Origin of the sequence: Micromonospora sp. WMMD1155 (assembly GCF_029581275.1) — a bacterium.
Lineage (GTDB): Bacteria > Actinomycetota > Actinomycetes > Mycobacteriales > Micromonosporaceae > Micromonospora.
In genome coordinates, this window is record NZ_CP120742.1 from 432,883 (window position 1) to 455,479 (window position 22,597).

Sequence of the window (22,597 nt, forward strand, 5' to 3'; positions counted from 1 at the left end):
AGCCGGCGGGTTCCCTGCGCCCGAAGGAGTAAACGTCGTCGCCGAGGGGGTGGGCCAGCGCCACCTCCGGCGCCCCGGTCGGCCTTACCCGTCGCGCCGGAGAAGCTAACGCGCCGGTCGTTAGCGCCGCCGTGGCGCGGGTATGGGAGTCCAGTGGCGATTGTGGAGAAAGTGATCCAAGCTCCCCCGCAGCAGGTGTTCGACGTGCTGGCCGACGGATGGACGTACAGCGACTGGGTGGTCGGCACCGCACACATGCGCGACGTCGACGGCACCTGGCCCCGGGTGGGCAGCCGACTGCACCACCGGGCCGGGCCGTGGCCGTTCTCGCTGCAGGACGCCTCGACGGTGCTGGTCTGCGAACCGCCGCACCGGCTCGTCCTCAAGGCCGGCCTCTGGCCCGCGGGTGAGGCGATAGTGGCCTTCACGCTGGAACCGGTCGGCGAGGACGCCACCCGGGTGCGCATCGGGGAGGACTTCGCCGCCGGCCCGCTGCGCTGGCTCCACACCAAGCTCAACGACCTGGTGCTGCACCTGCGCAACCGGGAGACGCTGGACCGGCTCGCCGACATCGCCACCCGACAGAAGGGGTGACCGTGACGCAGACCGTGGTGGTGACCGGAGCGAGCGCCGGTGTCGGTCGGGCCGTCGCCCACGCGTACGCGGCCCGGGGCGCCCGGCTCGCGCTGCTGGCCCGGGGCGACGCGGGCCTCGCCGCCGCCGAGCGGGAGTGCCGGCTGCGCGGCGCGACCGACGTACGCGCCTACCGGGTCGACGTGGCTGACGCGGGAGCGGTGCAGCAGGCCGCCGACGACGTGGTGCACCGGTGGGGCGGCATCGACCTGTGGATCAACAACGCCATGGTGTCGGTGTTCGCGCCCGCCTGGGAGATCCCGGCGCGCGAGTTCCGCCGGGTCACCGAGGTCACCTACCTGGGCACGGTGCACGGCACCCTGGCGGCGCTGCGCCACATGCGGGCGCACGGGCGGGGCACGATCGTGCAGGTGGGCTCCGCGTTGGCCTACCGGGGGATCCCGCTGCAGTCGGCGTACTGCGCGAGCAAGCACGCGGTGCAGGGTTTCAACGACTCGCTGCGCGCCGAACTGCTGCACGACAGCCCGGGGGTGAAGCTGTCGATGGTGCAGTTGCCCGCTGTCAACACCCCGCAGTTCTCCTGGGTCCGCACCCGGCTGCCCCGGCATCCACAGCCGGTGCCGCCGATCTTCACCCCGGAGTTGGCCGCCCGAGCCATCGTCTGGGCCGCCGAGCGCGGCACCCGCGAGCTGAACGTGGGCGGCCCGACGTGGCAGGCACGGCTCGCCGACATCCTGTTCCCCGGGCTGCTCGACCGGAAGCTGGCCCGCGACGGCTACGACAGCCAGCAGACCGACGGGGAGATCGATCCGGCCGCCTGGCGGGACAATCTCGACCATCCCGGTGACGAGGACACCGACCGGGGCGCGGCGGGCATCTTCTCCGACCGGGCCCGCGACCGTTCGGCGGCGCTCTGGGTCGGCACCCACAAGCCGGCGCTGACCGGTGCCGTACTCACGGTCGCGGCACTGACCCTCGCCGCCGCGGCACGACTGCGGCGCTGACCGACCGTGACCGGCGCGGCCCGGCCCTCACGGCCGCTGGCCTGGCAACCCCACCACCAGCGGATCGATGATCGGACACGGCTGTCCATCGGGTCCCGCAACACCCGGAAGGGGTGCCTCTTCAACCCGAATGTGACAACTGGATACCCTTTCCAGGAGCCCCCTGTCCGCAAACCGAGGATGTCCGCATGATCGAGCCTGTGCAGCTGCCGTCGCCGTGGCGGGACGTACGCCTGACCGTCGTCGTGCCCACCTACAACGAAGCGGGCAACCTGCCCACACTTGTGGAGCGGCTACTCGCACTGCCGCTGCCCGGCCTGCGCATCCTCGTCGCCGACGACAACTCCCCGGACGGCACCGGTGACGTGGCCGACAAGCTGGCCATCGAGCACCCGGAGCGGATCGAGGTCGTGCACCGTGCCGGCAAGGAGGGCCTCGGCCGGGCGTACGTCGACGGGATGGGGCGGGCGCTCGAGGGCGGCGCCGAGTACGTGGCGCAGATGGACGCCGACCTGTCGCACCCGCCGGAGGCACTGCCGGGCATGCTGGGCGCGCTGCTCTCCACCCAGGCCAGCGTGGTGATCGGTTCCCGTTACGTGCCGGGTGGCGAGCTGGACGAGAACTGGCCGCTGTACCGCCGGGCGCTCAGCGGCTGGGCGAACCTCTACGTGCACACCCTGCTGCGGGTGCGCATCCGCGACCTGACCGCCGGCTTCAAGATCTGGCGAGCCGACGCGCTGCGGGACATCGACCTGAAGCGGGTGCAGTCCAACGGCTACAGCTTCCAGGTGGAGATGCACTACCTCGCCACCAAGCTGGGGCACACCATCCTGGAGGTGCCGATCCGCTTCGAGGAGCGCCAGGAGGGCGCGTCCAAGATGACGACCGCGACCAAGGTGGAGAGCGCCCTGATGCCCTTCCGCCTGCGCAGCAAGCACCGCAACATCACCAACTGAACCCCACCCGCGCGCCCGGCCACGCCGCCACCCCGCCACGCCGCCACGCCGCCACGCCGCCACGCCGCCACGCCCAAGATCCGCGCAACATCAGCGATGTTGCTGCTTCCCGCGTCTCGGAGGCAGCAACATCGGGGAAGTTGCGCGGATCTTGCGGGCGGGACGCGGCGGGCGCGGAAGCGGCGGGCGGCACGCGGCGCGCGGAAGCGGCACGCGGCGCGCGGCGCGCGGAAGCGGCACGCGGCGCGCGGCGCGCGGCGCGCGGAAGCGGGGCGCGGGTCAGTCGGGGTAGACCGCTCGGTGGGCCGTCGCGATGGCTGCGGCGTAGGCCCGGCCGGTCAGGGCACGGTCGCGGGCCAGCGCCGCGCGGGCCGCGTTCGCGCCGGGCGCGCCGTGCACCCCACCGCCGGGATGCGCCGACGCACTGGCCAGGAAGAGCCGGTCCACCGGGGTGTCCGCCCGGCCCAGGCCCGGGATCGGGCGCAGGAACAACTGTTGGTACGCGGCGGCGGTGCCACCGCCGAGCGCGCCGCCGACCAGGCTCGGGTTGTCCTTCTCCAGGTCGGCCGGCCCCGCCACGTGCCGTCCGACGATGAGCTGCCGGAAACCCGGGGCCGCCGCCTCCAACACGTCCTCCATGCGCTGCACGTGGCCGGCGACGTCCTCGGCCCGCCAGCCCCGACGGAACGGCAGATGGGTGTACGACCAGAGCGACTCGGTGCCCGGCGGGGAGTGCCTCGGCTCGGCCACGGACATCTGCCCGACCAGCAGGAACGGGTCCCGGGGCAGTTCGCCGCGGGCCAGCTCGCCCGCGTACCGGGTCAACCCGTTCAGGTCCGCGCCCAGATGCACGGTGCCGGCGCCGACCAACTCCCGGTTGGTCCACGGCACCGGCGCGGACAGCGCCCAGTCCACCTTCAGCGTCGAACCGTCCCAGCGGAAGTGCGCCAGATCCTCCACCAGCCGGGACGGCAGGGCCGCCGCGCCGACCAGGTCGAGGTAGAGCGCCGGCGCCGGCACGTCGGCGAGGACGGCCCGGCGGGCCCGCCACAGCGCGCCGCCGACGGTGCGGACCCCCATCGCCCGGCCCCGTGCGGTGAGCACCCGGTCGACGTGAGCGCCGTAGAGGACCACCCCACCGCGCTCCTGCAACCGATCCACCAGCGCGTTGGTGATCTGCTGTGCGCCGCCCTCGGGCACCGGCCAACCGATCTGCTGACCGAGCATGGCCAGCAACCAGCCGTACACCCCGGAGCCGGCGTCCTCCGGGGACAGGTCGGTGTGCAGGGCGCAGCCGGCCAGCAGGGCCGGCCCGCCGGGGCCGTCGAAGAGTTCGTCGCCGAGCTTGCGCACCGGCACCACCAGCCGTCGGGCCAGTCGCAGCGCACCGGCGACCCGCAGCCGACGCAGCAGACGCAACCCGCCCCGCACCGGCGGGAAGGGCGAGGTGATCGCGTCCAGCATCGGCTCGGCGACCTCGACCCAGTCGGTGTACGCGTTGAGCCAGCGCTTGCCGTCACCGGGGGCGAACTGCTCCAGCGAGGCCGCGGTGACGTCCGGGTCCCGGTTGATCACCGCGGCTCGGCCGTCCGGCAGCAGGTGCGCCAGGACGTCCGGCGCGTGTCGCCAGGACAGCCCGTGCCGACCCAGGTCGAGACCGGTCAGCACCGGTGACGCGTACCCCAGGGGGTAGAACGAGCTGTAGAGGTCGCTCAGGTAGCCGGGCGCGGTGACCTCGGCGGAGCGGACCGCGCCGCCGGGCGCGGCGGTGGCCTCCAGCACGACCACCTCCCAGCCGGCGTCGGCCAGCAGGTTGGCCGCCACCAGACCGTTGTGGCCGGCCCCGACGATGACGGCGTCCGCGCTCTGCGCGGCGGTGGTGGTCATCCGATCCGCCTACCCGGCGTACAACCGGGCGAAACGCGTTTGTCCCGCGCGGACCCGGGCATCCAGCGCCGCATGTACACGGTTGCGCAGCTGGTGGGCGGGGTGTGGGGCGCGGGCGGCGACGGCGGTGAACTCGTGGTGTGTGACCCGGCGGACGGAGCGCCGGTCAGCACGGTGCCGGTGGCCACCGCCGACGAGGTCGGCAAGGCGGCCCAGGCGGCACGGAACGCGGCGGCGGCGTGGGCGGCGACCGCGCCGGCCGAACGGGCGGCGGCGCTGCACCGGGCCGCGGACGCGGTGGCGGCGGCCACCGAGGAACTGGCGGAGGCGGTCACGGCGGAGATGGGCAAGCCGTCGGCGGACGCCCGCGGTGGCGTCGAGGCGGGCATCGGCACCCTGCGACAGTACGCGGAGCTGGCCCCGCTGCGGGGAGGGCGGACCCTCAACGGCGGAGTCGACGCGCTGGACTTCCTGACCCCGCAGCCGCGTGGTGTGGTCGCCGCGATCACCCCGTGGAACGACCCGGTGGCGGTCTCCTGCGGGCTGCTCGGCGCCGCCCTGGTGACCGGCAACGTGGTGCTCTACAAACCGAGCGAACGGGCACCGGCGACGGGTTGGCTGCTGGCCCGGGCGCTGGACGAGGCGCTGCCGCCGGGCGTGCTGTCCCTGCTCACCGGGGGTCCGGAGGTCGGTGCGGCGCTGGCCGCGCAGGAGGTCGACGTGGTGGCGCACGTGGGTTCGACGGCGACCGGGCGGGCGATCGCCGCCGCCGCGGCCCGCACCGGTGCGAAGGTGCTCCTGGAGAACGGGGGCAGCGATCCGTTGGTCGTCGACGCGGGCGTCGACCCGGAGTGGGCGGCGGGGCAGGCCGCGCTCGGCGCGTTCGCCAACGCCGGGCAGATCTGCGTGGCGGTGGAGCGGATCTACGTGCATCGGGAGGTGGCCGGGGACTTCGTGGCCGCCCTGACGCGGCACGCCGAGGCGCTACGGGTCGGACCGGGCCGGGACCCCGGCACCGAGCTGGGCCCGTTGGTCGACCGGCGGCACCGCGACCACGTGCACGGGCAGGTGGCGGCGGCGGTGGCGGCCGGCGCGCGGGTGCGGGTCGGCGGCGAGGTGCCGGACGGGCCGGGGGCGTTCTACCCGGCCACGGTGGTCACCGACTGCCGGCACGACATGCCGCTGGTCCGCGAGGAGACGTTCGGACCGGTGGCGCCGGTGGTGGTCGTCGACTCGTTCGACGAGGCCCTGCGCTGCGCCGCGGACTCCCCGTTCGGGCTGGCCGCCACCGTGTTGACCCCGTCGATGAGTCACGCGCAGCAGGCCTGGCGGGAGTTGCCGGTCGGCACCGTCAAGGTCAACGCGGTGTTCGGCGGCGCGCCGGGTGGCGCCGCGCATCCGCGCCGCGCCAGCGGACAGGGCTTCGGGTACGGCCCGGAACTGCTGGACGAGTTCACCGCCACCAAGGCGGTGCACATCGAAGCGCCCGGAGGCGGCCGGTGGTGAACGGAACGGGCGGACGCAGGGGTGGTGCGCCCGCCCGTACCGTCGTCTGTCGGGTCAGTCCCCGCGAGCCTTGCGGGTGGCCCGGTCGTTGGCCTTCTGGATCGCCTTGACCAGGTCCGGCTTGTTCATGCTGGAGCGGCCGGGGACGTCCAGTTCGCGGGCCACCGACATCAGGTGGTCCTTGCTGGCGTTGGCGTCCACCCCACCGGCGGTGGGTGCGCGCCGCTCCGGTCCGCCGCCGGCGGCCTGCTGGTCGCTCGGCCCCTTGCGGCCCTTCGGCTCCCAGTGGTCGCCCACCTTCTCGAACTGGTGCTTCACCGCGGCGAAGGCGGTCCGGTGCGACCGCTCCCCCTCGCCGTAGGTCTCGACCGCCGAGTCGTGCGTCTTCTCCCAGGTGCGCTGCGCCTTCTCCGGGGAGCGTCGCAGCGTGCTGGGCAGGTCTTCGCGCCCGGGCATCTCGTCCTCCTCCGTGTCGACAGGGTGACTGTGTGAGTTCCCCCGAGACGCGACGGCAAACCCCGGCGGCACCGAGCGGCGGTGGGGTTTGCCGATTTCGCCGTCGGGGTACCGCCGCGTCCAGGCCAGACCGGACGACCGGTCATCCGGCGGCCGGGGCGCAGGGAGCGGGCATGACTACCACGGACCCCGGTACGACAGTCGACGGCACCCCGGGCACTCCGGTGCCCCGGCGGATGCGGCAGCTGAGCTGGCGGACCTGGCGAGGCGTGCTGGTCCGCAGCGTGCAGAACTTCGTCACCGACAACTGCTCCGACTGGGCCGCCGCGCTCACCTACTACGGCGTCCTGGCGCTCTTTCCGTCCGCCATCGTGGTGGTGGCGCTCGTCGGTCTGGTCTCCGACGGGGAGCGGACCCTGGACACGGTGGTCGACCTGGCCAACCAGGTGGGCGCCGGGTCGGTGCTGACGACGGAGAACGGCGGCGTGGTCGGGGTGATCAAGACCGTGGTGCTCGACCAGAGCAATCCCGAGCTGCTGCTGAGCTTCGGCCTGCTCGGCGCGCTCTGGTCCGCGTCGGGCTTCATCGGCGCGTTCACCCGGGCCTCCAACGCCGTCTACGGGGTGACCGAGGGCCGCCCGGTGTGGAAGCTCCGACCGCTCCAGATCGGCCTGGCGGCGATCACGTTGGTGCTGCTCGCGGTGGTCGCCCTCGGCCTGATCGTCAGCGGTCCGGTCACCGACGCGGTCGGGGATCTGATCAACGCCGGTGGTCTGGCCCGCACGGTGTGGAGCGTGGCGAAGTGGCCAGTACTCGCCCTGATCATGATGGTGTTGCTGTCCCTGCTGTTCTGGATCGCGCCGAACGTGCGGCAGCCCCGGTTCCGCTGGCTCACCCCGGGCGGCGCGGTGGCCCTGGTCTCCTGGGCCGCGGTCTCCTTCGGCTTCGGCCTCTACGTGGCGAACTTCGGCTCGTACAACACCACCTACGGCAGCCTGGGCGCGGCCATCGCCTTCCTGGTGTGGCTCTACCTCAGCAACTCCGCGCTCATGCTCGGGGTGCAGATCAACGCCGAAGTGCAGCGCGGACGGCAGTTGCAGGCCGGCGACCCGGACCCGGACGACCCGGTGCTGCCGCCCCGCGAGCCCGCCGACGACTGAGCCTCCGTTTCCGGCCCGGATGTCCGGCCCCCGACCGGACCGAGGGCCGGTGCCGGTTTATCGGCCCGGGTGCCGGGTAGCGCAGAAGGCATGGAGCGTGGCAACAGCAAGCACGGACCGAGGATCGACGAACAGATGAGCCAGGAGGTCAGCGGCCTCGTGCAGGGGCCGGGGACCGGCGGCTCACGGGTCGACGAGTCGCGGGTGCCGGAACCGGCCGGCGAGGACCAGCCGGAGACGACCACCGCCCCGGCCGGCGACCTGCGCACCGGCACCCCACAGGGGATGAGTTCGACGGACGTCGAGCAGCGCAGCCGGCTCGGCCGGTTCATCTCGATGAGCGCGCTGCCGGGTGACCGCCTGGTGCTCGTCGCCAGCGCCCGCGAGAACGAGGCGCCCGACGACATCGTGGCGGCACTGGAACGGCTACCCGAGGGCACCGTCTACCAGACCGTCTCCGAGGTGTGGGCCGCGCTCGGCAACAAGAACGAGACGACTCGCTGGTGACCGGGTCGCCCCCCGACCCGACGACCATTAGCGACTGAGGGAGGTTCTCTGATGAGTGGCGTTACCGAACATGTCGACGTGTCCGTGCCCGTACGCACCGCGTACGACCAGTGGACGCAGTTCGAGGAGTTCCCCGAGTTCATGGAGGGTGTGCAGGAGGTCCGGCAGCTCTCCGACACGATGACCCACTGGAAGGTGGACATCGCCGGGGTGAAGCGCGAGTTCGACGCCGAGATCACCGAACAGCTTCCGGACGAGCGGGTCGCGTGGCGCTCGACCGACGGCACGCAGCAGGCCGGCGTGGTGACCTTCCACCGGCTCGACGCGGACAAGACCCGGGTGACCCTGCAGCTCGAGTTCGAGCCGCACGGCGTGGTCGAGCAGGCCGGCGACAAGCTCGGCATCGTCGACCGGCGCGCCAAGGGCGACCTGGAGCGCTTCAAGACGTACATCGAGCGGCGCGGTCAGGAGACCGGTGCCTGGCGGGGGTCGGTGGACCGCCCGCAGCCGTGACCGCGCACAGCGTCACCGATGGCCGCCGGATCCCCGGCGGCCATCGCCGTCTCCGAGCCCGCCCACGGGACACAGTTTGCGATCATCGCGCCCGGGTACGGCTGAGAGCATGACCGACGACGACATCAGGGTGTGGCGCGACGAGGAACGACTCCCGTTGGAGGAGTTGGAACGGGCCGTGTCCGGTTCCAGCCTCGACGGGCAGTCCGACGACGTGACCGGCAACGACGCGGGCGAAGAGGCCGCGTTCGGGCACGGGCCGGCCGCGTCCGACCGGGAGGGGCAGGCCCAGGGCAACACCCGGGAGGCCACCGACCCGCAGCGCGCCTACCGCCCGTCCACGACCGGACGGACCGGACCGGACGTCTGATCGTCCACGCCGGGCTGGGCGGGCACCACCGGCGCGGGCGGCCTTGCGGTGGGTCGACGGGCACCCCACTCGTACAGCGCGATCAGCCCCAGCGCGAGCACCACCAGGGCCGATCCCAGCACCTGCACCGACGTGTTGGCGATCAGCACGCCGAGCCCGGCCGGGACGAGCGCGGCGCCGACGCCGGACGCGCCGATCTGCAGTCCGATCGCCCGGTCCGCGTGCGCCACGCCGACCCGGTCGGCGGTGGTGAGGGTGAGCAGCGGGAACACCGGCGCGGCGGCGAAACCGACGACGACCAGACCACACACCGCCAGCACGGCCGGTCCGGGGACGGCGATCAGCGCCGCGCCCACCGCCATGCCGGCCAGGCTGGCCCGCAGCACCAGGCCGGAACCCAACCGCTCGGCCACCACACCCTGCACGATCCGGCCGACGAAGAGGCTGAACCAGTACGCGGAGACGCAGCCGCCGGCCACCGCCGCGCTCAGCCCGCGCCCCTCGGTCAGCAGGAGGAACGCCCAGAGGCCGGCGGACACCTCGATGGCCACGTACAGCGCGAAGGCGAGCGTCCCGGACCAGACGGCGGGCATCCGCAGCGTCTCCCGGACCGGAACCCGGACGACCGCCGACGTGGCGGGTGCGGGTCCGGCGGCGTCGCCGACCGGGGTGGCGGCCGGGACGCCCCGTTGCCAGGCCCGCACGGTGAGTGCGAACGCGACGGCGAGGCCGAGTTGGGCGGCGGCCACGATGCCGTAACCCCAGCGCCAGGCCAGCCCGGCGCTGAGCACGCCGGTCATGATCAGCGGACCGATGGCCACGCCCAGACCGAAGAAGGCGTGCAGCCAGTTCATGTGGCGCGGCCCGAACGCCGAGGCCGCGTACGCGTTGAGCCCGGAGTCGACAGCGCCCGACCCCAGCCCGACCAGCAGCGCACAGCCCACGAACACGGCCAGCGTCGGGCTCACCGCGTACCCGGTCAGCGCCAGGCTGGCCAGCAGTGTGCTCCCGGCGAGCAGGACGCCCACGCCGACCCGGGCCAACGTGAACCCGGCCAGCACGCTGGAGGTGAGATAACCGACCGTGCCGGCGGTGAGCACCCATCCGACCGCCTCGGTCGGTACGTCGAAGTCGCTCCGGATCGAGGGCCAGCCCACACCGAGCAGGCTGTCCGGCAGGCCGAGGCTGACGAAACCGAGGTAGGCCAGCAGGAGCAGTGCGGCGCGGGGGCGTGATGGCGTGGTGGACACGAGACACCATCCTGCCGCAGGGCACCCTAGCGCGGTCGGCACCCGGTCGCCCGCTGCGGAAAGAAGTCGTGTCCGGACGGTCGAGAAAACGGACAGCTCATCCAGAATCGGCCGATCGGAGGACGGCAATCCGGCGTGTTCGCGTAAGAATTTCGGGATGCATCAAGGCTCCGGAGTTCTCTCCCCGCGTCAGCGCCGGCTCGCCTGGCTCGGTTTCCTGCTCGCCGCGCTGCAGGCGCCCGTGTCCGCCTGGCTCGTCGCCGACGAGTCGTGGCTGTTCAGCCTCTGTGTCGCACTGATGGTGGCCGTCGTGATCATCGCCGACGACGCGGCGCGGCGTCGCCCGGCCGACGCGACCGGCGACTAGTTCGTCTCGCCCGCCCGGCCGACGCGACCGGCCGGCGACCAGTTCGTCTCGCTCGGCCGGGCTTCGTGTCCCGGCCGACCCGGGCTGCGGCGGCGCTCCTTCATCTCCGCCTCGTAGAGGTGCCGTCGCCCGCCCACCAACTCGTCCCGGGCCTGTCGGTCCAGCTCCCGGAACAGCGCGTGGTAACCGTCGTCGAAGTCCTCGACGATCTGGAACGTCCACCGCCCGGCGATGACGTTGCGACCCCGCAGCTGGGTGCCGATCCGCTCGGCGATTCGCGGATGCCCGGCGGCGCGGAACTGCTCCACCGCGTCGTCGAGCATCAGGTCGGCGTGCCCGATCAACTGGTGCATCGAGTACAGGTGCCCCCGGGCCCGCTCCACGCACTCCAACGCCTCGCTGAGCTTGCCGAGCGCGGCGACCGTCGCGTCGCTCACGCCGGCCGGCCGCCGGTGCCGCTCGTCCGGACCGTCCACCTGCTGTGCCATTCGTGCCTCCGTGCCGTATGCCGCCGTCTGCGGGTGCTGTTCCTGCTGCCCCGTCTGTGCCGGATCAACCCCCACGGTCAGCACCCGGTCGTCCGGTGGCGTAGCCGACATCCGCCGACCGGCCGAGGTCGACGCTGTCACCCGTCGGTTAGCCTCGGTCACCATGCGTGTGCCGTTCACCCGGGTCGCCTCCCGTACCGCCGTCGACTCGGCGCGGTACACCCTGGCCGCCCTCACCGTCTCCGTGGGCACCGTCGGCCTCGCCGCCGCTGCCGCGCGACCGGGGCTGCTCGCCCTCGTCGACCAGCACGCGGCCGCCGTGCGGGACAGTCTCGACGGGGACCGCCGACCGCTGAGCGAGGCGATGCTCGCCGGCTACGCCGAGGGGGTCCGCACGGCCGCCCTGGAGCACGGGTGGACGCCACCGGCCGGGCCGGTGGACTGGAGCCACCCGGAGTGGCTGCTCACCCGACTACTCGCGGTCTGCGCGTTGGCCCGCTCGCTCGACCGGGCCTGACGGCCGGCCGGCCCGGCGGCCACCGCCCGGGTACGGCGCGAGGAGGGCGTGCCGCGTCGTCCGCGGAACACCCTCCCCACCAGCCGTGCCGTTCCGCCCGCCTACGAGCGGTACTGCTGGGCTTCGTCCACCCGAGGCATCGCCTGGGTACGATCGCCGCCGCGGTCGGCCATCTGCCGCTCCACGTCGCTGCGCCCGGCCGTCGTCGCCGCACGCTGCTGCTGCACCGCCCGCGCCTCCTCGGCCGCCCGACGCAGCCAACCGTCCCAACGGTTCTGCATCGGCTTCACCAGACCACCACCGACACCGACGATCAGGATGCCGGCCACCGTGGCGAGCACCGCGATCAGCACCGGGGTCGTCACCGTGGTGGCGATACCCACCTGGTTCAGCGCGGCGATCACACCGAGAGCGATGATGAAGATCGCCGTCAGGTCGGCCAGCACCTTGCCGTACGAGAGCCCTCCCAGCGCGCCGGTGACCAGATCCCGGACGGCGTTGGCGATCGCGGCCGCCACCACCACGATGACGATCGCGATGAACGCACGCGGCAGCCAGGCCACCACGCCGCTGATCAGGTCACTGATCGCGTTGGGTCCCCAGACTCCGAAGGCGAACTGGAGCGTGAACAGCAGTACGGCGTAGTACGCGAGTCTGGCCAGGATGTCGCTGGCGTCGTACTTCGTTCTCTCCAGGGCCCGTTTGATCCCGCCGCGTTCGACCGCTTGGTCGAAGCGCACCCGTTCCAGCACCGAATCCACGATCTTGAGGACGGCTCTGGCGATCAGCCAGCCGACCACGAGGATGACGATGAAGGCCACTGCCTTCGGGATGAAGAGCAGCACTGACCTCCAGGTGTCGGCGATGGCATCGCCGATGTCGGCCTGCCGGACCGCGAGGGTTTTCAGCATGATGTCCCTCCTGTCGCATGGACTGCGCCGGGCGCATACCCGGCAACCGGTGCGGCAGTCCGCGAGGAGCGCCGACATTTTTACGACAAGCCACCCGACAGGGGCCCTGAACTGCCCGAACGTCCGTCGCGGCCGGGGGCGACGACGGCTCGCGGTCATGATCGGATGCCTTTTCCCACCGGCCGACTAGGCTGCGGACATGCCAGGAACGGTCGGGCGGGTCCCCACGCCAGCAACTCCCGGCCCGGGCGCGTCCCCCGGGTCCGGTGTGGGTGCTGCCGTGCTCGCCCACGACTGGGCCGGCACCCCGCTGGGCCCGCCGCAGAGTTGGGACGTGGCGGTCCGAGCAGCGGTGGAGCTGATCCTCGCCTCGCCGATGCCGATGGCACTCGCGTACGGCGACGACCTGGTGCTGCTCTACAACAGCGGTTACGCCGAGTTGCTGGGCACCAAACACCCGGGCGCGCTCGGCCGCCCGGCCGCCGAGGTGTTCGCCGAGATCTGGGCGCTTCCGGGCGTCGGCGCGGTGATCGAACGCTGCTACCGGCAGGGTGTGCCGTTCCTGGAGAAGGAGTCGACCCTGCCACTGGTCCGTGGCCACTCCCCCACGGCGGAGCAGGCGGTCTTCACCCGTGGCTACTCGCCGGTGCGCGACAGCGTCGGGAGGACCGTCGGCGTGCTGACGGTCGCGGCCGAGACGACGCACGTCACCGAGCAGTTGCAGAGTCTCAGCGAGGTCGCCGCGGCGCTCGCCGGCACGCTCACCCTCGACGACGTGGCCCGGGTGGCGCTGCGGTACGCGATCACCACGTTCGACCCCGACCAGGCCTCGTTCGTCGTCGACGAGGGCGGCGGCGGCTGGCGGATGGTGCGCCGGGTCCGCGGCGAACTGCTGGACGAGGCCGACGAACGTCTCCCCCCGCTCTGGCGGCGCGCACCGGCGGACTGGTCGACGCCCGTGGTGCAGGCGGCCCGCTCGGGTCGCCCGTCGTTCGTCCGGGACGGGCAACCACTGCGGGACACCGCGGTCGACCGCCACGACCAGAAGGTCCGCTCGGTGGCGGCCCTGCCGTTGGGCACGTCGGTGGTGCGCGGTGGGCTGGCGGTCGGCTACCAGATTCCGCACACCTGGTCACCGGCCGAGCGGGCCCTGCTGGCCGCCTCGGCCGAGCTGATCGGTCAGGCCGCCGAGCGGGCCCGCCGCTTCGAGACCCAGCACGGCACCGCCCAGCTGTTGCAACGCAGCATGCTGCCGGAGCACCTGCCGGACCTGCCCCGGCTGCGGGTCGCGGCCCGTTACGACCCGGGGGTCGACGGCAACGCCGCCGGCGGCGACTTCTACGACGCCTTCCTGTTGCCCGACGGTGCGCTCGGCGTGGTGCTGGGTGACGTCGCCGGCCACGACGTGCAGGCCGCCGCGCGGATGGGTCAGGTCCGGGCCGCGCTGCGCGCGCTGGCTCTGGCCGACCCGGCCCCGGCCGCCGTGCTGACCGGGCTGGACCGGCTGGTCACCAGCCTGGGCGTGGAGGCCGGCACTCACGAGCTGTTCGTCACCGTGGTGTTCGGGGTGATCGACGCGGAGCGGCGGGAGCTGACCCTGGCCAGCGCCGGGCACCCCGCGCCACTGATCCGTCGCGGCGACGCGGCCGGCCGCCCGCACGCCGAATACCTCGACGTCCCGCCCGGCCCTCCGCTGGGCCTGGGCGGTCGGCCGGGCACCACGACGGTCCCGTTCCGCCCCGGTGACACCCTGCTGCTGTTCAGCGACGGGGTGGTGGAGCGCCGCCGGCACAGCCTCACCGCCGGGCTGACCACCCTCGGCGACGCCGTCGCCAAGGCCGGCAGCGGTGACCCGCGCGCCCTCTGCGCGGTGGCGACCGCGGCGGTGCCGGGCGGCACCGAGGACGACGTGGCGGTCCTCGCCGTCGAACACGCCCTCCAGCCGAGCCGGTCGGCGAGCATGGAGATGCCCGCGGAGCCGACCGCGCCCAGCCGGGTCCGGCACTGGATGACCGGTCAGCTCACCGAGTGGCAGGTGGCCGAGTCGGTGATCGGGGCGGCGGTGCTGTGCACCAGCGAGTTGACGACGAACGCGTTGCTGCACGCCGGCACCGCGGCCCGGGTGGAGATCGACCTCAGCCCCGAGCGGCTGCTGGTCTCGGTCGCCGACTCCGGCACCCGGGGCACCGTGACCCGGGCCCGCACCGACACGTTGAGCAGTCGTGGGCGCGGTCTGGGCCTGATCGAGGAGCTCAGCGACGCCTGGGGCACCGACCCGTCGGTCCGCGGTTCCACGGTCTGGTTCGAGATCCGCACCCGAGCCCCGGGCGCGGCCTGAAAACCACCCCAACGGGTAGGAGGACGCCCATGCGTACCGACACACCCGCCGGGGTCCTCTTCGACGTCGACGGCACTCTCGTGGACACCACCTACCTGCACACCGTGAGCTGGTGGGAGGCGCTGCGCCAGACCGACCAGCCGGTGCCGATGGCCACGGTGCACCGCTCGATCGGGATGGGTTCGGACAAACTGCTGGACCACCTGCTCGGTCCCGAGCGGGACCGCGACGGCGACTCCAGGCTGCGCGACGCGCACGACACCCTGTACGCCGAGTACTGGGAGCGGCTCACGCCGCTGCCCGGAGCGGCCGACCTGCTGCGCGCCTGCGCGGAGCGGGGGTTACGGATCGTGCTCGCCACCTCCGCCTCGGAACCGGAGGTCGGGGCGTTGCGTCGCGCGCTGGCCGTCGACGACGTGATCGACACGATCACCTCCTCGGCGGACGCGGAGCAGAGCAAGCCCGCCCCGGACATCCTGGTCGCGGCGTTGGAGCAGTCCGGGTTGGCGGCCGAGCGGGTGGTCTTCGTCGGCGACTCGGTGTGGGACGTCGTCGCGGCCGGCAAGCTCGACATCCCGTGCGTGGGGCTGACCTGTGGCGGCACCAGCCGAGGCGAGCTGGCCGGTGCCGGGGCGGTGGCGGTGTACGACGACCCGGCCGCGTTGCTGGGCGAATTGGCGCAGTCACCGCTGGCCCGCCGCAGCGGGTGAGTCTCCCTCCGGTTCACCCGCCGGTCCGCGCATAGCGCGAGCCCGTGCGGGGCAAGGTCTGTCACCACCTGCCCGCGCCGCGCGGGTGCGGCCGAGAGGTGGTGCCGTGGAGCCGGTAGATGTGGCGTTCGCGCTGGTCGGTGTGGGCGCTCTGCTCGCGGGCATCCTCCCGCGGATCCTGGAGCAGCGTCCCCTGTCCATGCCGATCGCGTTCCTCGCCCTCGGCATGCTGGTGTTCCTGCTGCCGGTGGGGCTGCCGACACCCGACCCGCTGGCCCACCCGGAGCTGGCCACTCACCTCACCGAGATCGGCGTGATCGTCGCGCTGATGGGCGCCGGGCTCAAGATCGACCGACCGTTGAGTTGGCGGCGGTGGTCGTCCACCTGGCGGCTGTTGGCGATCGCGATGCCCCTGTGCATCGCGGCGGTCGCCCTGCTCGGCTGGTGGTGGGCGGGGCTGGTCCCGGCCGCCGCCCTGTTGTTGGGTGCCGCGCTGGCCCCGACCGACCCGGTGCTCGCCGCCGACGTGCAGGTCGGCGAGCCGACCGATGTGGAGGATTCCGAGGACGAGGTCCGCTTCGCGTTGACCTCCGAGGCCGGGCTCAACGACGGGCTGGCGTTCCCGTTCGTCTACGCCGCCATCGCCATCGCCTCGACCAGCCTCGCCCCCCGCGAGTGGTTCGTCGAGTGGTTCACCGTGGACGTGCTGTGGAAGGTCGGCGTCGGGGTCGGCGGCGGTCTTCTCATCGGCTGGCTGCTGGGCAAGTTGTTCTTCCGCGCTCCCAGCGAGCTGCGGCTGGCCCGGCACGCCGAGGGTTTCCTGGCGCTGGCCGCCACCTTCCTGGCGTACGGGCTGGTGGAGGTAGTCGGCGGGTACGGCTTCCTGGCGGTGTTCGTGGCCGCCCGGGCGATCCGGGCCGCCGAGCGGACCCACGAGTTCCACTCGGTGCTGCACGACTTCGCCGAGCAGGTCGAACGGCTGCTCACCCTGGTGCTGTTGCTGCTGCTCGGCGGCGCGATCGTGGGTGGTCTGCTGATCCCGTTGACCTGGTCGGCCGCCGCCGTCGGGTTGGCGCTGGTGTTCCTGGTCCGGCCGCTGGCCGGTTGGCTGTCGCTGCGCGGGGCGCCGGGGCGACCGGCCGAGCACTGGGTCATCTCGTCGTTCGGCATCCGTGGCGTCGGCTCGTTCTACTACCTCGCGTACGCCACCACGAAGGCCGACTTCCCGCAGGCCGAGCTGCTCTGGGCGACCGTCGGCCTGGTGGTGCTCGTGTCGGTCGTGGTGCACGGCATCACGGCGACCCCCGTGATGCAACTGCTGGACCGGGAGGGTGAGCGGACGTCCGACCCGGCCGAGCGGGACACCGACGCCCGGCCCGTCGCGGCGGCCGGTTAGGGCCGGGCGTCAGGCCAGCCGGGCGACCAGGGCCCGGCCCAGGTCCCGCCCCGAGCGCCAGGCGGTCTGCACCTGCGGCTTGCCGAACGCGTCACCGGCCAGGCCGATCCCGTCGGCGTCGAGGTGATGGGTGGCGTCGTCGGTGCCGGTGGTCGTCGGCTTCGCGTACGTCCAGCGGTGCACGTGCACCTCGACGGCCTGCTCGGAGAGGCCCAGGAGGTCGCGGACGGCCTGCTCGATCGCCGGACCCGCCCCGGTGGGCTGGGCCAGGTGACCGGCGGCGAACTCCGCGACGGTGTGCGCGACGAGCACCGGTGCCCCGTCACCGCGCCGGTCACCGTCGTCGCAGACGAGGCTGAGCACCGGATGGTCGTTGACGAACGCGCCCCGGAAGTCCGGCCACCGCCGGGTCGGGAAGCGCAGCACCGCGGCCATCGTCGGCGACCAGCCCTGGGCCTGGACCGCCCGGGTGGCGTCGAGCAGGGCGGGGTCGAGCAGCAGGGCGGCCTGCGGGCCGGGCATGGCCAGGGCGACCGCCGCACACGACTCGCCGTCGACGGTCGGCCCCGGCTCGACGGTGAGCACCAGCCGGTCGACCGTCACCGGCACCGCGCCCGCCAGGTGTTCGACGAGCGACCGCAGCCCGCGCGGCGCGGCGAAGCGCATCGGCCCGGGCACGTCCCGCCGCCCGTCGCGGTCGTACGACTGGAAGGTGTCGGTCCATTCGCGCACCAGGCCGGCGGCGCGCCACTGCTCGACCACGTCGACGAAGTCCGGGTCGGTGGCGGTGAAGTACGCGGCGCCGATGTCGGCGGGCCGACCCCCGAAACGTTTGCTGGCCATCCGGCCGCCGCAGACGTGCCCCCGCTCCCGGACCTGCACCGGCACCCCGGCGCGCACCAACTCCAGCGCGCAGGCCGTCCCGGCGATGCCCGCTCCGACCACCACCACACCCGATCGGTCCACAGTCATCCGATGATCGTAGGCGGCGGACGACGACCAGGATTTCGCCCCAAGCCCCACGACCACGCCCCACGCCCCACGACCACGCCCCACGACCACGCCCCACGCCCCACGGCCAAGATCCGAGCAACTTCCCGGATGTTGCTGTCTCAGAGCAGCCGGAGACAGCAACATCCCTGGGGTAGTTCCATCCTGAGTTGGCTGGTCAGGGGGTCTTGACGGCGTGGGGGTGGCGGGGATGGGGCAGGTCAACCGCTGGTGATCTTCGCGGTGATCGTTTGCCGGTGGTGACGGTGTGGCGTGCAGAAGATAGACGAGCCCTCGGCCAGGGTGTTCGGTCGTGACACACAAAAACCCGGTGGCTGAGGGCTCGCCGCTTGTCTACCAGTCCAGCCTTGCGCTGTCCACGAAGACCCTGACCCTGGTCGTCAACGCGATCCGTCAGCACCGCTCACGGGTGCGTTCCCGATGGCGCAAACTGCCCGATCACCGCGCGGCGATGATCGTGCTGGCGGTATTACGCCATAACCAACGCCCTCACGACCTGGCCGCCGGCAACGGCATATCCGCCTCCACCGTCCGTCGATGGGTCGCGCAAGTCATCGCTGTCCTGGCCGCTGAGATGCCCCGCCTGTCACGGGTCCTGCGCCGCGCCCGCCACCACAGCGAGGTAGTCCTGCTCGACGGCACCCTCATCCCGGTCCAACGCCCCCACGACCGACACCGCCGCCGCACCCACTACAGCGGTAAACACAAAACCTTCGGCCTGCTCGTCCTCGCCATCACCGACCTCAACGGCAACCTGCTGTGGACCTCCGCAGCCCTACCCGCACGCACCGCGGAAATCACCGCCGCCCGCCGCAACCGCATCCCCGCACACCTACGCGCAGCCGACCTCGCCGCCATCTGCGACCTCGGCTTCACCCGCCTCGACGACCAACCCGGCATCAGCCACACACCTCGCCCCCGCGCTCACCCCGGCCACCCCCACGACCAACCCACCATCATCACCGGCCGCCGCGCCGCCCGCGGCAAACCCCTCACCCGCCACCAAACAATCGTCAACACCCTCATCAGCCGCGAACGAGCAACCAACGAACACGCCTTCAGCGACCTCAAGAACTGGCGAATCCTCGACCGACTACGCGGCAACCACCACCACGCCACCACCCTGATCCGCGCACTCACCGTCCTCACCCAAACCCACACCACCCGCTAACCGGCAAACGATCAACCCAAAGATCACCTCACCACCAACCTGGACCTCCCACCCACCACCACCAACCGTCAAGACCCCCTGACCAGCCAACTCAGGATGGAACTACCCCCCTGATGTTGCGCGGATCTTGGCGACGAGCGCCCGGGGCGAGCGGGCGGCGGTCGACGGGGGCAGGCGGCGGCAGGCGCGAGGACGGACGGTGGCGGGCGGGACCGGGACCGGGACCGGGACCGGGACCGGGGGCGGGACCGGGGGCGGGACCGGGGGCGGGACCGGGGGCGGGACCGGGGGCGGGACCGGGGGCGGGACCGGGACCGGGGGCGGGACCGGGACCGGGGGCGGGGGCGGGGGCGGGGGCGGGCTGAGCCCGGGGCCAGGACCGGGGGCGGGACCGGGCTGAGGCCGGGGCGGGGCCGGCGCGCATGAACCGCCGATGATCGGGGTACTGGCACACCTGTTCGAAGGAAGGGTGATGACGATGACCGACCGCGACAACCAGCAGGCCGACCAGAGCGCCGCGATCAAGGACCCGGACGAGTGGGTCACCGGTGACGAGCCGCCCACCGCGGCTCAGGAGTCCTACCTGGGCACCCTGGCCCGGGAGGCGAACGCGGAGATCCCGGCCGACCTGACCAAGGCCGAAGCTTCCAGGCAGATCGATGAACTCCAGGCCCGAACCGGCCGAGGCCAGTAAGACCCCGTTGATCATGGAGTTGTGGTGGCCGATTCGATGCGATGCAAGCAGTTTGTCACCCACCACAACTCCATGATCGACGGCGCGGGACCGCGCGTGCGCAGGTCGCGCAGGACTGCACGTGCACGGGACGGCGCGGGACCGCGCGTGCGCAGGTCGCGCAGGACTGCACGTGCACGGGACGGCGCGGGACCGCGCGTGCGCAGGTCGCGCAGGACTGCACGTGCACGGGACGGCGCGGGACCGCGCGTGCCAGGTCGCGCAGGACTGCACGTGCACGGGACGGCGCGGGCCCGCGCGTGCGCAGGTCGCGCAGGACTGCACGTGCACGGGACGGCGCGGGACCGCGCGTGCACGGGTGGCGCGGTCACTCCCGGATGACCCGGTGCAGTGTCACCTCGGTCAGGTGGCCGGCGCTGATCGTGGCGCTGAGGTAGGTGGCGTGCGGTTGGGAGCGCCGGTCGGTGGGCGACCCGGGGTTGAGCAGGCGCAGCCCACCGGGCGCCTCGGTGTCCCAGGGGATGTGCGAGTGACCGAAGACCAGCAGGTCGACGTCGGGGAAGCGGGCCGCGCACCGCTTCTCGCGACCGGTCCGTTGGCCGGTCTCGTGCACCACGGCGACCCGTAGGCCGTCGAGGTCGACCCGGGCCACCTCCGGCAGCCGGGCGCGCAGCGCCGGCCCGTCGTTGTTGCCGTACACCCCGACGAGTCGGCGCGAACGCGCCGTCATCGCGTCCAGCAGCGCCTCGTCCACCCAGTCACCGGCGTGGACGACCACGTCGGCCGCCTCGATCGCGGCCCAGAGCGGGGCGGGCAGGTCCCGGGCCCGCTTCGGTACGTGGGTGTCCGCCGTGAGCACCAACCGCATGCCGGCATTCTCCCTCGCGCCCCGGCCGTCGGCCGGGTGACGCGCGCCGGCAGTCGGGTGGTTCAGCGACGCGCCGGGCTGAAGTGTTTCGGTGGCATGCCCAGGCCGCGCAGGGCCGGGTCACGCTCGACGTCGGTGAGCACACCGGCGGCGTTGATCAGGCCGATGTGCGAGAACGCCTGCGGAAAGTTGCCGACCTGCTCCCCGGTCAGCGGATCGATCTGCTCGGCGAACAGACCGAGGTCGTTGACCCGCGCCGCCAACCCCCGGAACAGCTCGTGCGCCCGCTCCCGCTCACCGGCCAGCGCCAGGCAGCTCACCAGCCAGAACGAGCAGATGAGGAAACCGGCCGGGTCGCCGTCCCAGCGCCGCAACAGGCCGTCGTGCGACAGCCGCTCCTCCACCGCATGGATCGTCGCGCGCATCCGCGGGTCGTCGGCCCGGAGAAACCCCACCAACGGCATCACCAACACCGAGGCGTCCAGCTCGTCGGAGTCGAAACTCCCGGTGTACGCCTGGATACGCTCGTTCCACCCCCGTTCGAGCACCTCGGCGCGTACCTCGTCGCGGGCGGCCGTCCAGCGGGCCACGTCCTGCGGCTCGCCGAGCCGGTCACCGAAGCGGACCGCCCGGTCGAGCGCGACCCAACACTGCACTTTCGACGACACGTGGTGGTGCTCGACGCCACGTTCCTCCCACATCCCCGCGTCAGGCAGATTCCAGTCCCTCGCGGCCTGGTCGGCGAGCACCCGGAGGACGTGGCGTACCTCCTGATCCAGCGGCACCAACCTGTCGCGCATCAACCAGGCGGCATCCATCGTCTCGCCGAAGATGTCGGTCTGCCGCTGCTGCCAGGCGTCGTTGCCGATCACCACCGGCGGGCTGTCGCGGTACCCGCCGAGCTGCTCCAAGCGGTGCTCGGTGAGGTCCCGTTCGCCCAGCACGCCGTACATGATGGGTACCGGCTTGTCGTCGACCCGGCCCATCGCCCGGCCCAACCAGGCGAACTGCCGCTGCACCTCGGTCACGCACGACGAGCGCCACAACGCCCGCAGGGTCAGACTGAAGTCGCGCACCCAGACATAGCGGTAGTCGTAGTTGCGGTCGCCGCCGAGCTTCTCCGGCAGTGAGGTGGTCACCGAGGCCACCACCGCACCGCTCGGACCGTACGTCATGCCCTGCACCACCAGCCGGCTGCGCCGCACGTGCTCGGGGTAGAGCCCGTCGTACGGATGATCCTCGGCCCAGGAGCGCCATCCGGCCACCGTGTCGGCGATGGTCTGGTCGGCGTCCGGCACCTCCGGCAACGGCGAGTCGTAGGTCGGGGCGTACCCGAGGGTGAAGTTGTGTTTCGTGCCGGCGCGGACGGTGAACGTCGCGGTGGCCTCGCCGTCGCCGGGGGTGAACCCCACGCTGCACCGCAGGGTGAGTCGGGCGGCACCGGCGATGGCTTCCAGCATGTCGTCCCGCTCGACCAGGTACGCGATGGTCCGGCCGTACTCGAAGCGCGGCCGGTAGAGCGACCGCATCGGCACCTCACCGGACAGCCCTTCCACCGAGCGGACCAGCACCTGCGGCGAGTCCATGCCGATGTCGTGACCACGGGAGCCGGGCTCGAAGGCGAGCGCGTCGGTGAGCGCCACCTCCCCGTGTGCGGTGCGGAAGACCGTCCGCAGCACCAGGGTGTCGTCGAGGTAGTGGCGTTCGACCGTGAAGTCGCCCTCCGGGCGGATCGACCAGTGGCCGGCGCCGTCGTCGAGCAGCCGCGCGAAGACCGACGGGGCGTCGAACCGACCCGGGCACCACCAGTTCACCGAGCCGGTGTGGTCCACCAGCGCCGCGCTGCGGCCGTCGGCCAGGAAGCCGTAGTCGCTGATCTGTCCGCTCCGCACCCGAGTGTCTACCCGGGCTGGTCGGACCCAT

General features: G+C 72.7%; 23 protein-coding genes. 15 read left to right on the forward strand and 8 right to left on the reverse strand.

The annotated features are described in order from the left end of the window. Window positions 1-171 precede the first annotated feature (171 nt). The 3 genes from O7617_RS01695 (at window position 172) to O7617_RS01705 (ending at window position 2,554) form a co-directional block, all read left to right on the forward strand. A complete protein-coding gene (locus tag O7617_RS01695; protein ID WP_348774165.1) occupies window positions 172-594 on the forward strand; it encodes an SRPBCC family protein in 423 nt (140 codons plus the stop codon). Between the two features lie 2 nt (window positions 595-596). Next, on the forward strand, window positions 597-1,598 hold the full coding sequence (locus O7617_RS01700) for an SDR family oxidoreductase (protein ID WP_282261016.1): 1,002 nt from the start codon (window positions 597-599) through the stop codon (window positions 1,596-1,598). A gap of 188 nt (window positions 1,599-1,786) precedes the next feature. After that, the gene (locus O7617_RS01705; protein ID WP_282261018.1) at window positions 1,787-2,554 is read left to right on the forward strand and encodes a polyprenol monophosphomannose synthase; all 768 of its coding nucleotides are present in this window, start codon (window positions 1,787-1,789) and stop codon (window positions 2,552-2,554) included. A gap of 279 nt (window positions 2,555-2,833) precedes the next feature. Here the strand turns inward: O7617_RS01705 and O7617_RS01710 are convergent, their stop codons facing one another. Next, window positions 2,834-4,441: an NAD(P)/FAD-dependent oxidoreductase gene (locus O7617_RS01710; RefSeq protein WP_282261019.1), complete on the reverse strand. Its 1,608-nt coding sequence runs from the start codon at window positions 4,439-4,441 to the stop codon at window positions 2,834-2,836. A 72-nt stretch (window positions 4,442-4,513) separates the two neighbouring features. Between O7617_RS01710 and O7617_RS01715 the strand changes: the two genes are divergently transcribed. Beyond that, complete coding sequence (locus tag O7617_RS01715; RefSeq protein WP_282261020.1) at window positions 4,514-5,947, forward strand: aldehyde dehydrogenase family protein; 1,434 nt, start codon at window positions 4,514-4,516, stop codon at window positions 5,945-5,947. A gap of 54 nt (window positions 5,948-6,001) precedes the next feature. Here the strand turns inward: O7617_RS01715 and O7617_RS01720 are convergent, their stop codons facing one another. Continuing rightward, window positions 6,002-6,403 carry a ChaB family protein gene (locus O7617_RS01720; RefSeq protein ID WP_282261022.1) on the reverse strand — a complete coding sequence of 134 codons (402 nt, stop codon included), beginning with the start codon at window positions 6,401-6,403 and terminating at the stop codon, window positions 6,002-6,004. Between the two features lie 173 nt (window positions 6,404-6,576). Between O7617_RS01720 and O7617_RS01725 the strand changes: the two genes are divergently transcribed. The 4 genes from O7617_RS01725 to O7617_RS01740 all read left to right on the forward strand — a co-directional run bounded on the left by O7617_RS01725 (window position 6,577) and on the right by O7617_RS01740 (window position 8,953). Beyond that, window positions 6,577-7,563 carry a YihY/virulence factor BrkB family protein gene (locus O7617_RS01725; protein WP_282261023.1) on the forward strand — a complete coding sequence of 329 codons (987 nt, stop codon included), beginning with the start codon at window positions 6,577-6,579 and terminating at the stop codon, window positions 7,561-7,563. Between the two features lie 90 nt (window positions 7,564-7,653). Continuing rightward, window positions 7,654-8,070 carry a DUF2795 domain-containing protein gene (locus O7617_RS01730; protein WP_203149384.1) on the forward strand — a complete coding sequence of 139 codons (417 nt, stop codon included), beginning with the start codon at window positions 7,654-7,656 and terminating at the stop codon, window positions 8,068-8,070. A gap of 51 nt (window positions 8,071-8,121) precedes the next feature. After that, window positions 8,122-8,583, forward strand: coding sequence for an SRPBCC family protein (locus O7617_RS01735; RefSeq protein WP_088990440.1), 462 nt, complete (start codon window positions 8,122-8,124; stop codon window positions 8,581-8,583). Window positions 8,584-8,692: 109 nt separating this feature from the next. Then, window positions 8,693-8,953, forward strand: coding sequence for a hypothetical protein (locus O7617_RS01740; protein ID WP_282261025.1), 261 nt, complete (start codon window positions 8,693-8,695; stop codon window positions 8,951-8,953). Here O7617_RS01740 and O7617_RS01745 read toward each other — a convergent pair. Beyond that, window positions 8,911-10,203, reverse strand: a complete 1,293-nt coding sequence (locus tag O7617_RS01745) for an MFS transporter (protein ID WP_282261026.1) — start codon at window positions 10,201-10,203, stop codon at window positions 8,911-8,913. The genes O7617_RS01740 and O7617_RS01745 overlap by 43 nt on opposite strands. Window positions 10,204-10,360: 157 nt before the next feature. On the opposite strand from O7617_RS01745, the gene O7617_RS01750 reads away from it, so the two are divergent. Further along, a complete protein-coding gene (locus O7617_RS01750) occupies window positions 10,361-10,570 on the forward strand; it encodes a hypothetical protein (protein WP_088990443.1) in 210 nt (69 codons plus the stop codon). On the opposite strand, the gene O7617_RS01755 is transcribed toward O7617_RS01750, so the two are convergent. After that, window positions 10,567-11,058, reverse strand: a complete 492-nt coding sequence (locus O7617_RS01755; protein WP_282261028.1) for a hypothetical protein — start codon at window positions 11,056-11,058, stop codon at window positions 10,567-10,569. The genes O7617_RS01750 and O7617_RS01755 overlap by 4 nt on opposite strands. Window positions 11,059-11,221: 163 nt before the next feature. Here O7617_RS01755 and O7617_RS01760 point away from each other — a divergent pair, with 163 nt between their 5' ends. Beyond that, a complete protein-coding gene (locus O7617_RS01760; protein ID WP_282261030.1) occupies window positions 11,222-11,575 on the forward strand; it encodes a DUF6401 family natural product biosynthesis protein in 354 nt (117 codons plus the stop codon). A 101-nt stretch (window positions 11,576-11,676) separates the two neighbouring features. Here the strand turns inward: O7617_RS01760 and O7617_RS01765 are convergent, their stop codons facing one another. Next, entirely contained in the window at window positions 11,677-12,486 is an 810-nt protein-coding gene (locus tag O7617_RS01765; protein ID WP_282261031.1) for a hypothetical protein, read from the reverse strand. 199 nt (window positions 12,487-12,685) lie between these two features. On the opposite strand from O7617_RS01765, the gene O7617_RS01770 reads away from it, so the two are divergent. The 3 genes from O7617_RS01770 (at window position 12,686) to O7617_RS01780 (ending at window position 16,930) form a co-directional block, all read left to right on the forward strand. Continuing rightward, complete coding sequence (locus O7617_RS01770; protein ID WP_282261032.1) at window positions 12,686-14,824, forward strand: SpoIIE family protein phosphatase; 2,139 nt, start codon at window positions 12,686-12,688, stop codon at window positions 14,822-14,824. Between the two features lie 29 nt (window positions 14,825-14,853). Next, entirely contained in the window at window positions 14,854-15,534 is a 681-nt protein-coding gene (locus O7617_RS01775; protein WP_282261034.1) for an HAD family hydrolase, read from the forward strand. A gap of 106 nt (window positions 15,535-15,640) precedes the next feature. Beyond that, window positions 15,641-16,930: a cation:proton antiporter gene (locus O7617_RS01780; protein ID WP_282261035.1), complete on the forward strand. Its 1,290-nt coding sequence runs from the start codon at window positions 15,641-15,643 to the stop codon at window positions 16,928-16,930. Window positions 16,931-16,939: 9 nt separating this feature from the next. Here the strand turns inward: O7617_RS01780 and O7617_RS01785 are convergent, their stop codons facing one another. Continuing rightward, window positions 16,940-17,881, reverse strand: a complete 942-nt coding sequence (locus O7617_RS01785) for an FAD-dependent oxidoreductase (protein WP_282264606.1) — start codon at window positions 17,879-17,881, stop codon at window positions 16,940-16,942. 352 nt (window positions 17,882-18,233) lie between these two features. On the opposite strand from O7617_RS01785, the gene O7617_RS01790 reads away from it, so the two are divergent. Both O7617_RS01790 and O7617_RS01795 read left to right on the forward strand, forming a co-directional pair. Then, window positions 18,234-19,112 (forward strand): transposase family protein, encoded by an 879-nt coding sequence (locus O7617_RS01790; protein WP_282261036.1) that lies wholly within the window; start codon window positions 18,234-18,236, stop codon window positions 19,110-19,112. Window positions 19,113-19,590: 478 nt separating this feature from the next. Beyond that, window positions 19,591-19,806 carry a DUF3072 domain-containing protein gene (locus tag O7617_RS01795; protein ID WP_282264607.1) on the forward strand — a complete coding sequence of 72 codons (216 nt, stop codon included), beginning with the start codon at window positions 19,591-19,593 and terminating at the stop codon, window positions 19,804-19,806. Between the two features lie 367 nt (window positions 19,807-20,173). Here the strand turns inward: O7617_RS01795 and O7617_RS01800 are convergent, their stop codons facing one another. Continuing rightward, window positions 20,174-20,674, reverse strand: a complete 501-nt coding sequence (locus O7617_RS01800; RefSeq protein WP_282261037.1) for a YfcE family phosphodiesterase — start codon at window positions 20,672-20,674, stop codon at window positions 20,174-20,176. Between the two features lie 62 nt (window positions 20,675-20,736). Further along, entirely contained in the window at window positions 20,737-22,566 is a 1,830-nt protein-coding gene (locus O7617_RS01805; protein ID WP_282261038.1) for a glycoside hydrolase family 15 protein, read from the reverse strand. Window positions 22,567-22,597 lie beyond the last annotated feature (31 nt).

Coding starts and splice junctions, on each gene's coding strand:
- O7617_RS01705 (WP_282261018.1), top strand. CDS start 1,787: ATGATCGAGCCTGTGCAGCTGCCGTCGCCGTGGCGGGACGTACGCCTG.
- O7617_RS01710 (WP_282261019.1), bottom strand. CDS start 4,441: ATGACCACCACCGCCGCGCAGAGCGCGGACGCCGTCATCGTCGGGGCC.
- O7617_RS01715 (WP_282261020.1), top strand. CDS start 4,514: ATGTACACGGTTGCGCAGCTGGTGGGCGGGGTGTGGGGCGCGGGCGGC.
- O7617_RS01720 (WP_282261022.1), bottom strand. CDS start 6,403: ATGCCCGGGCGCGAAGACCTGCCCAGCACGCTGCGACGCTCCCCGGAG.
- O7617_RS01725 (WP_282261023.1), top strand. CDS start 6,577: ATGACTACCACGGACCCCGGTACGACAGTCGACGGCACCCCGGGCACT.
- O7617_RS01730 (WP_203149384.1), top strand. CDS start 7,654: ATGGAGCGTGGCAACAGCAAGCACGGACCGAGGATCGACGAACAGATG.
- O7617_RS01735 (WP_088990440.1), top strand. CDS start 8,122: ATGAGTGGCGTTACCGAACATGTCGACGTGTCCGTGCCCGTACGCACC.
- O7617_RS01740 (WP_282261025.1), top strand. CDS start 8,693: ATGACCGACGACGACATCAGGGTGTGGCGCGACGAGGAACGACTCCCG.
- O7617_RS01750 (WP_088990443.1), top strand. CDS start 10,361: ATGCATCAAGGCTCCGGAGTTCTCTCCCCGCGTCAGCGCCGGCTCGCC.
- O7617_RS01755 (WP_282261028.1), bottom strand. CDS start 11,058: ATGGCACAGCAGGTGGACGGTCCGGACGAGCGGCACCGGCGGCCGGCC.
- O7617_RS01760 (WP_282261030.1), top strand. CDS start 11,222: ATGCGTGTGCCGTTCACCCGGGTCGCCTCCCGTACCGCCGTCGACTCG.
- O7617_RS01765 (WP_282261031.1), bottom strand. CDS start 12,486: ATGCTGAAAACCCTCGCGGTCCGGCAGGCCGACATCGGCGATGCCATC.
- O7617_RS01770 (WP_282261032.1), top strand. CDS start 12,686: ATGCCAGGAACGGTCGGGCGGGTCCCCACGCCAGCAACTCCCGGCCCG.
- O7617_RS01775 (WP_282261034.1), top strand. CDS start 14,854: ATGCGTACCGACACACCCGCCGGGGTCCTCTTCGACGTCGACGGCACT.
- O7617_RS01795 (WP_282264607.1), top strand. CDS start 19,591: ATGACCGACCGCGACAACCAGCAGGCCGACCAGAGCGCCGCGATCAAG.
- O7617_RS01800 (WP_282261037.1), bottom strand. CDS start 20,674: ATGCGGTTGGTGCTCACGGCGGACACCCACGTACCGAAGCGGGCCCGG.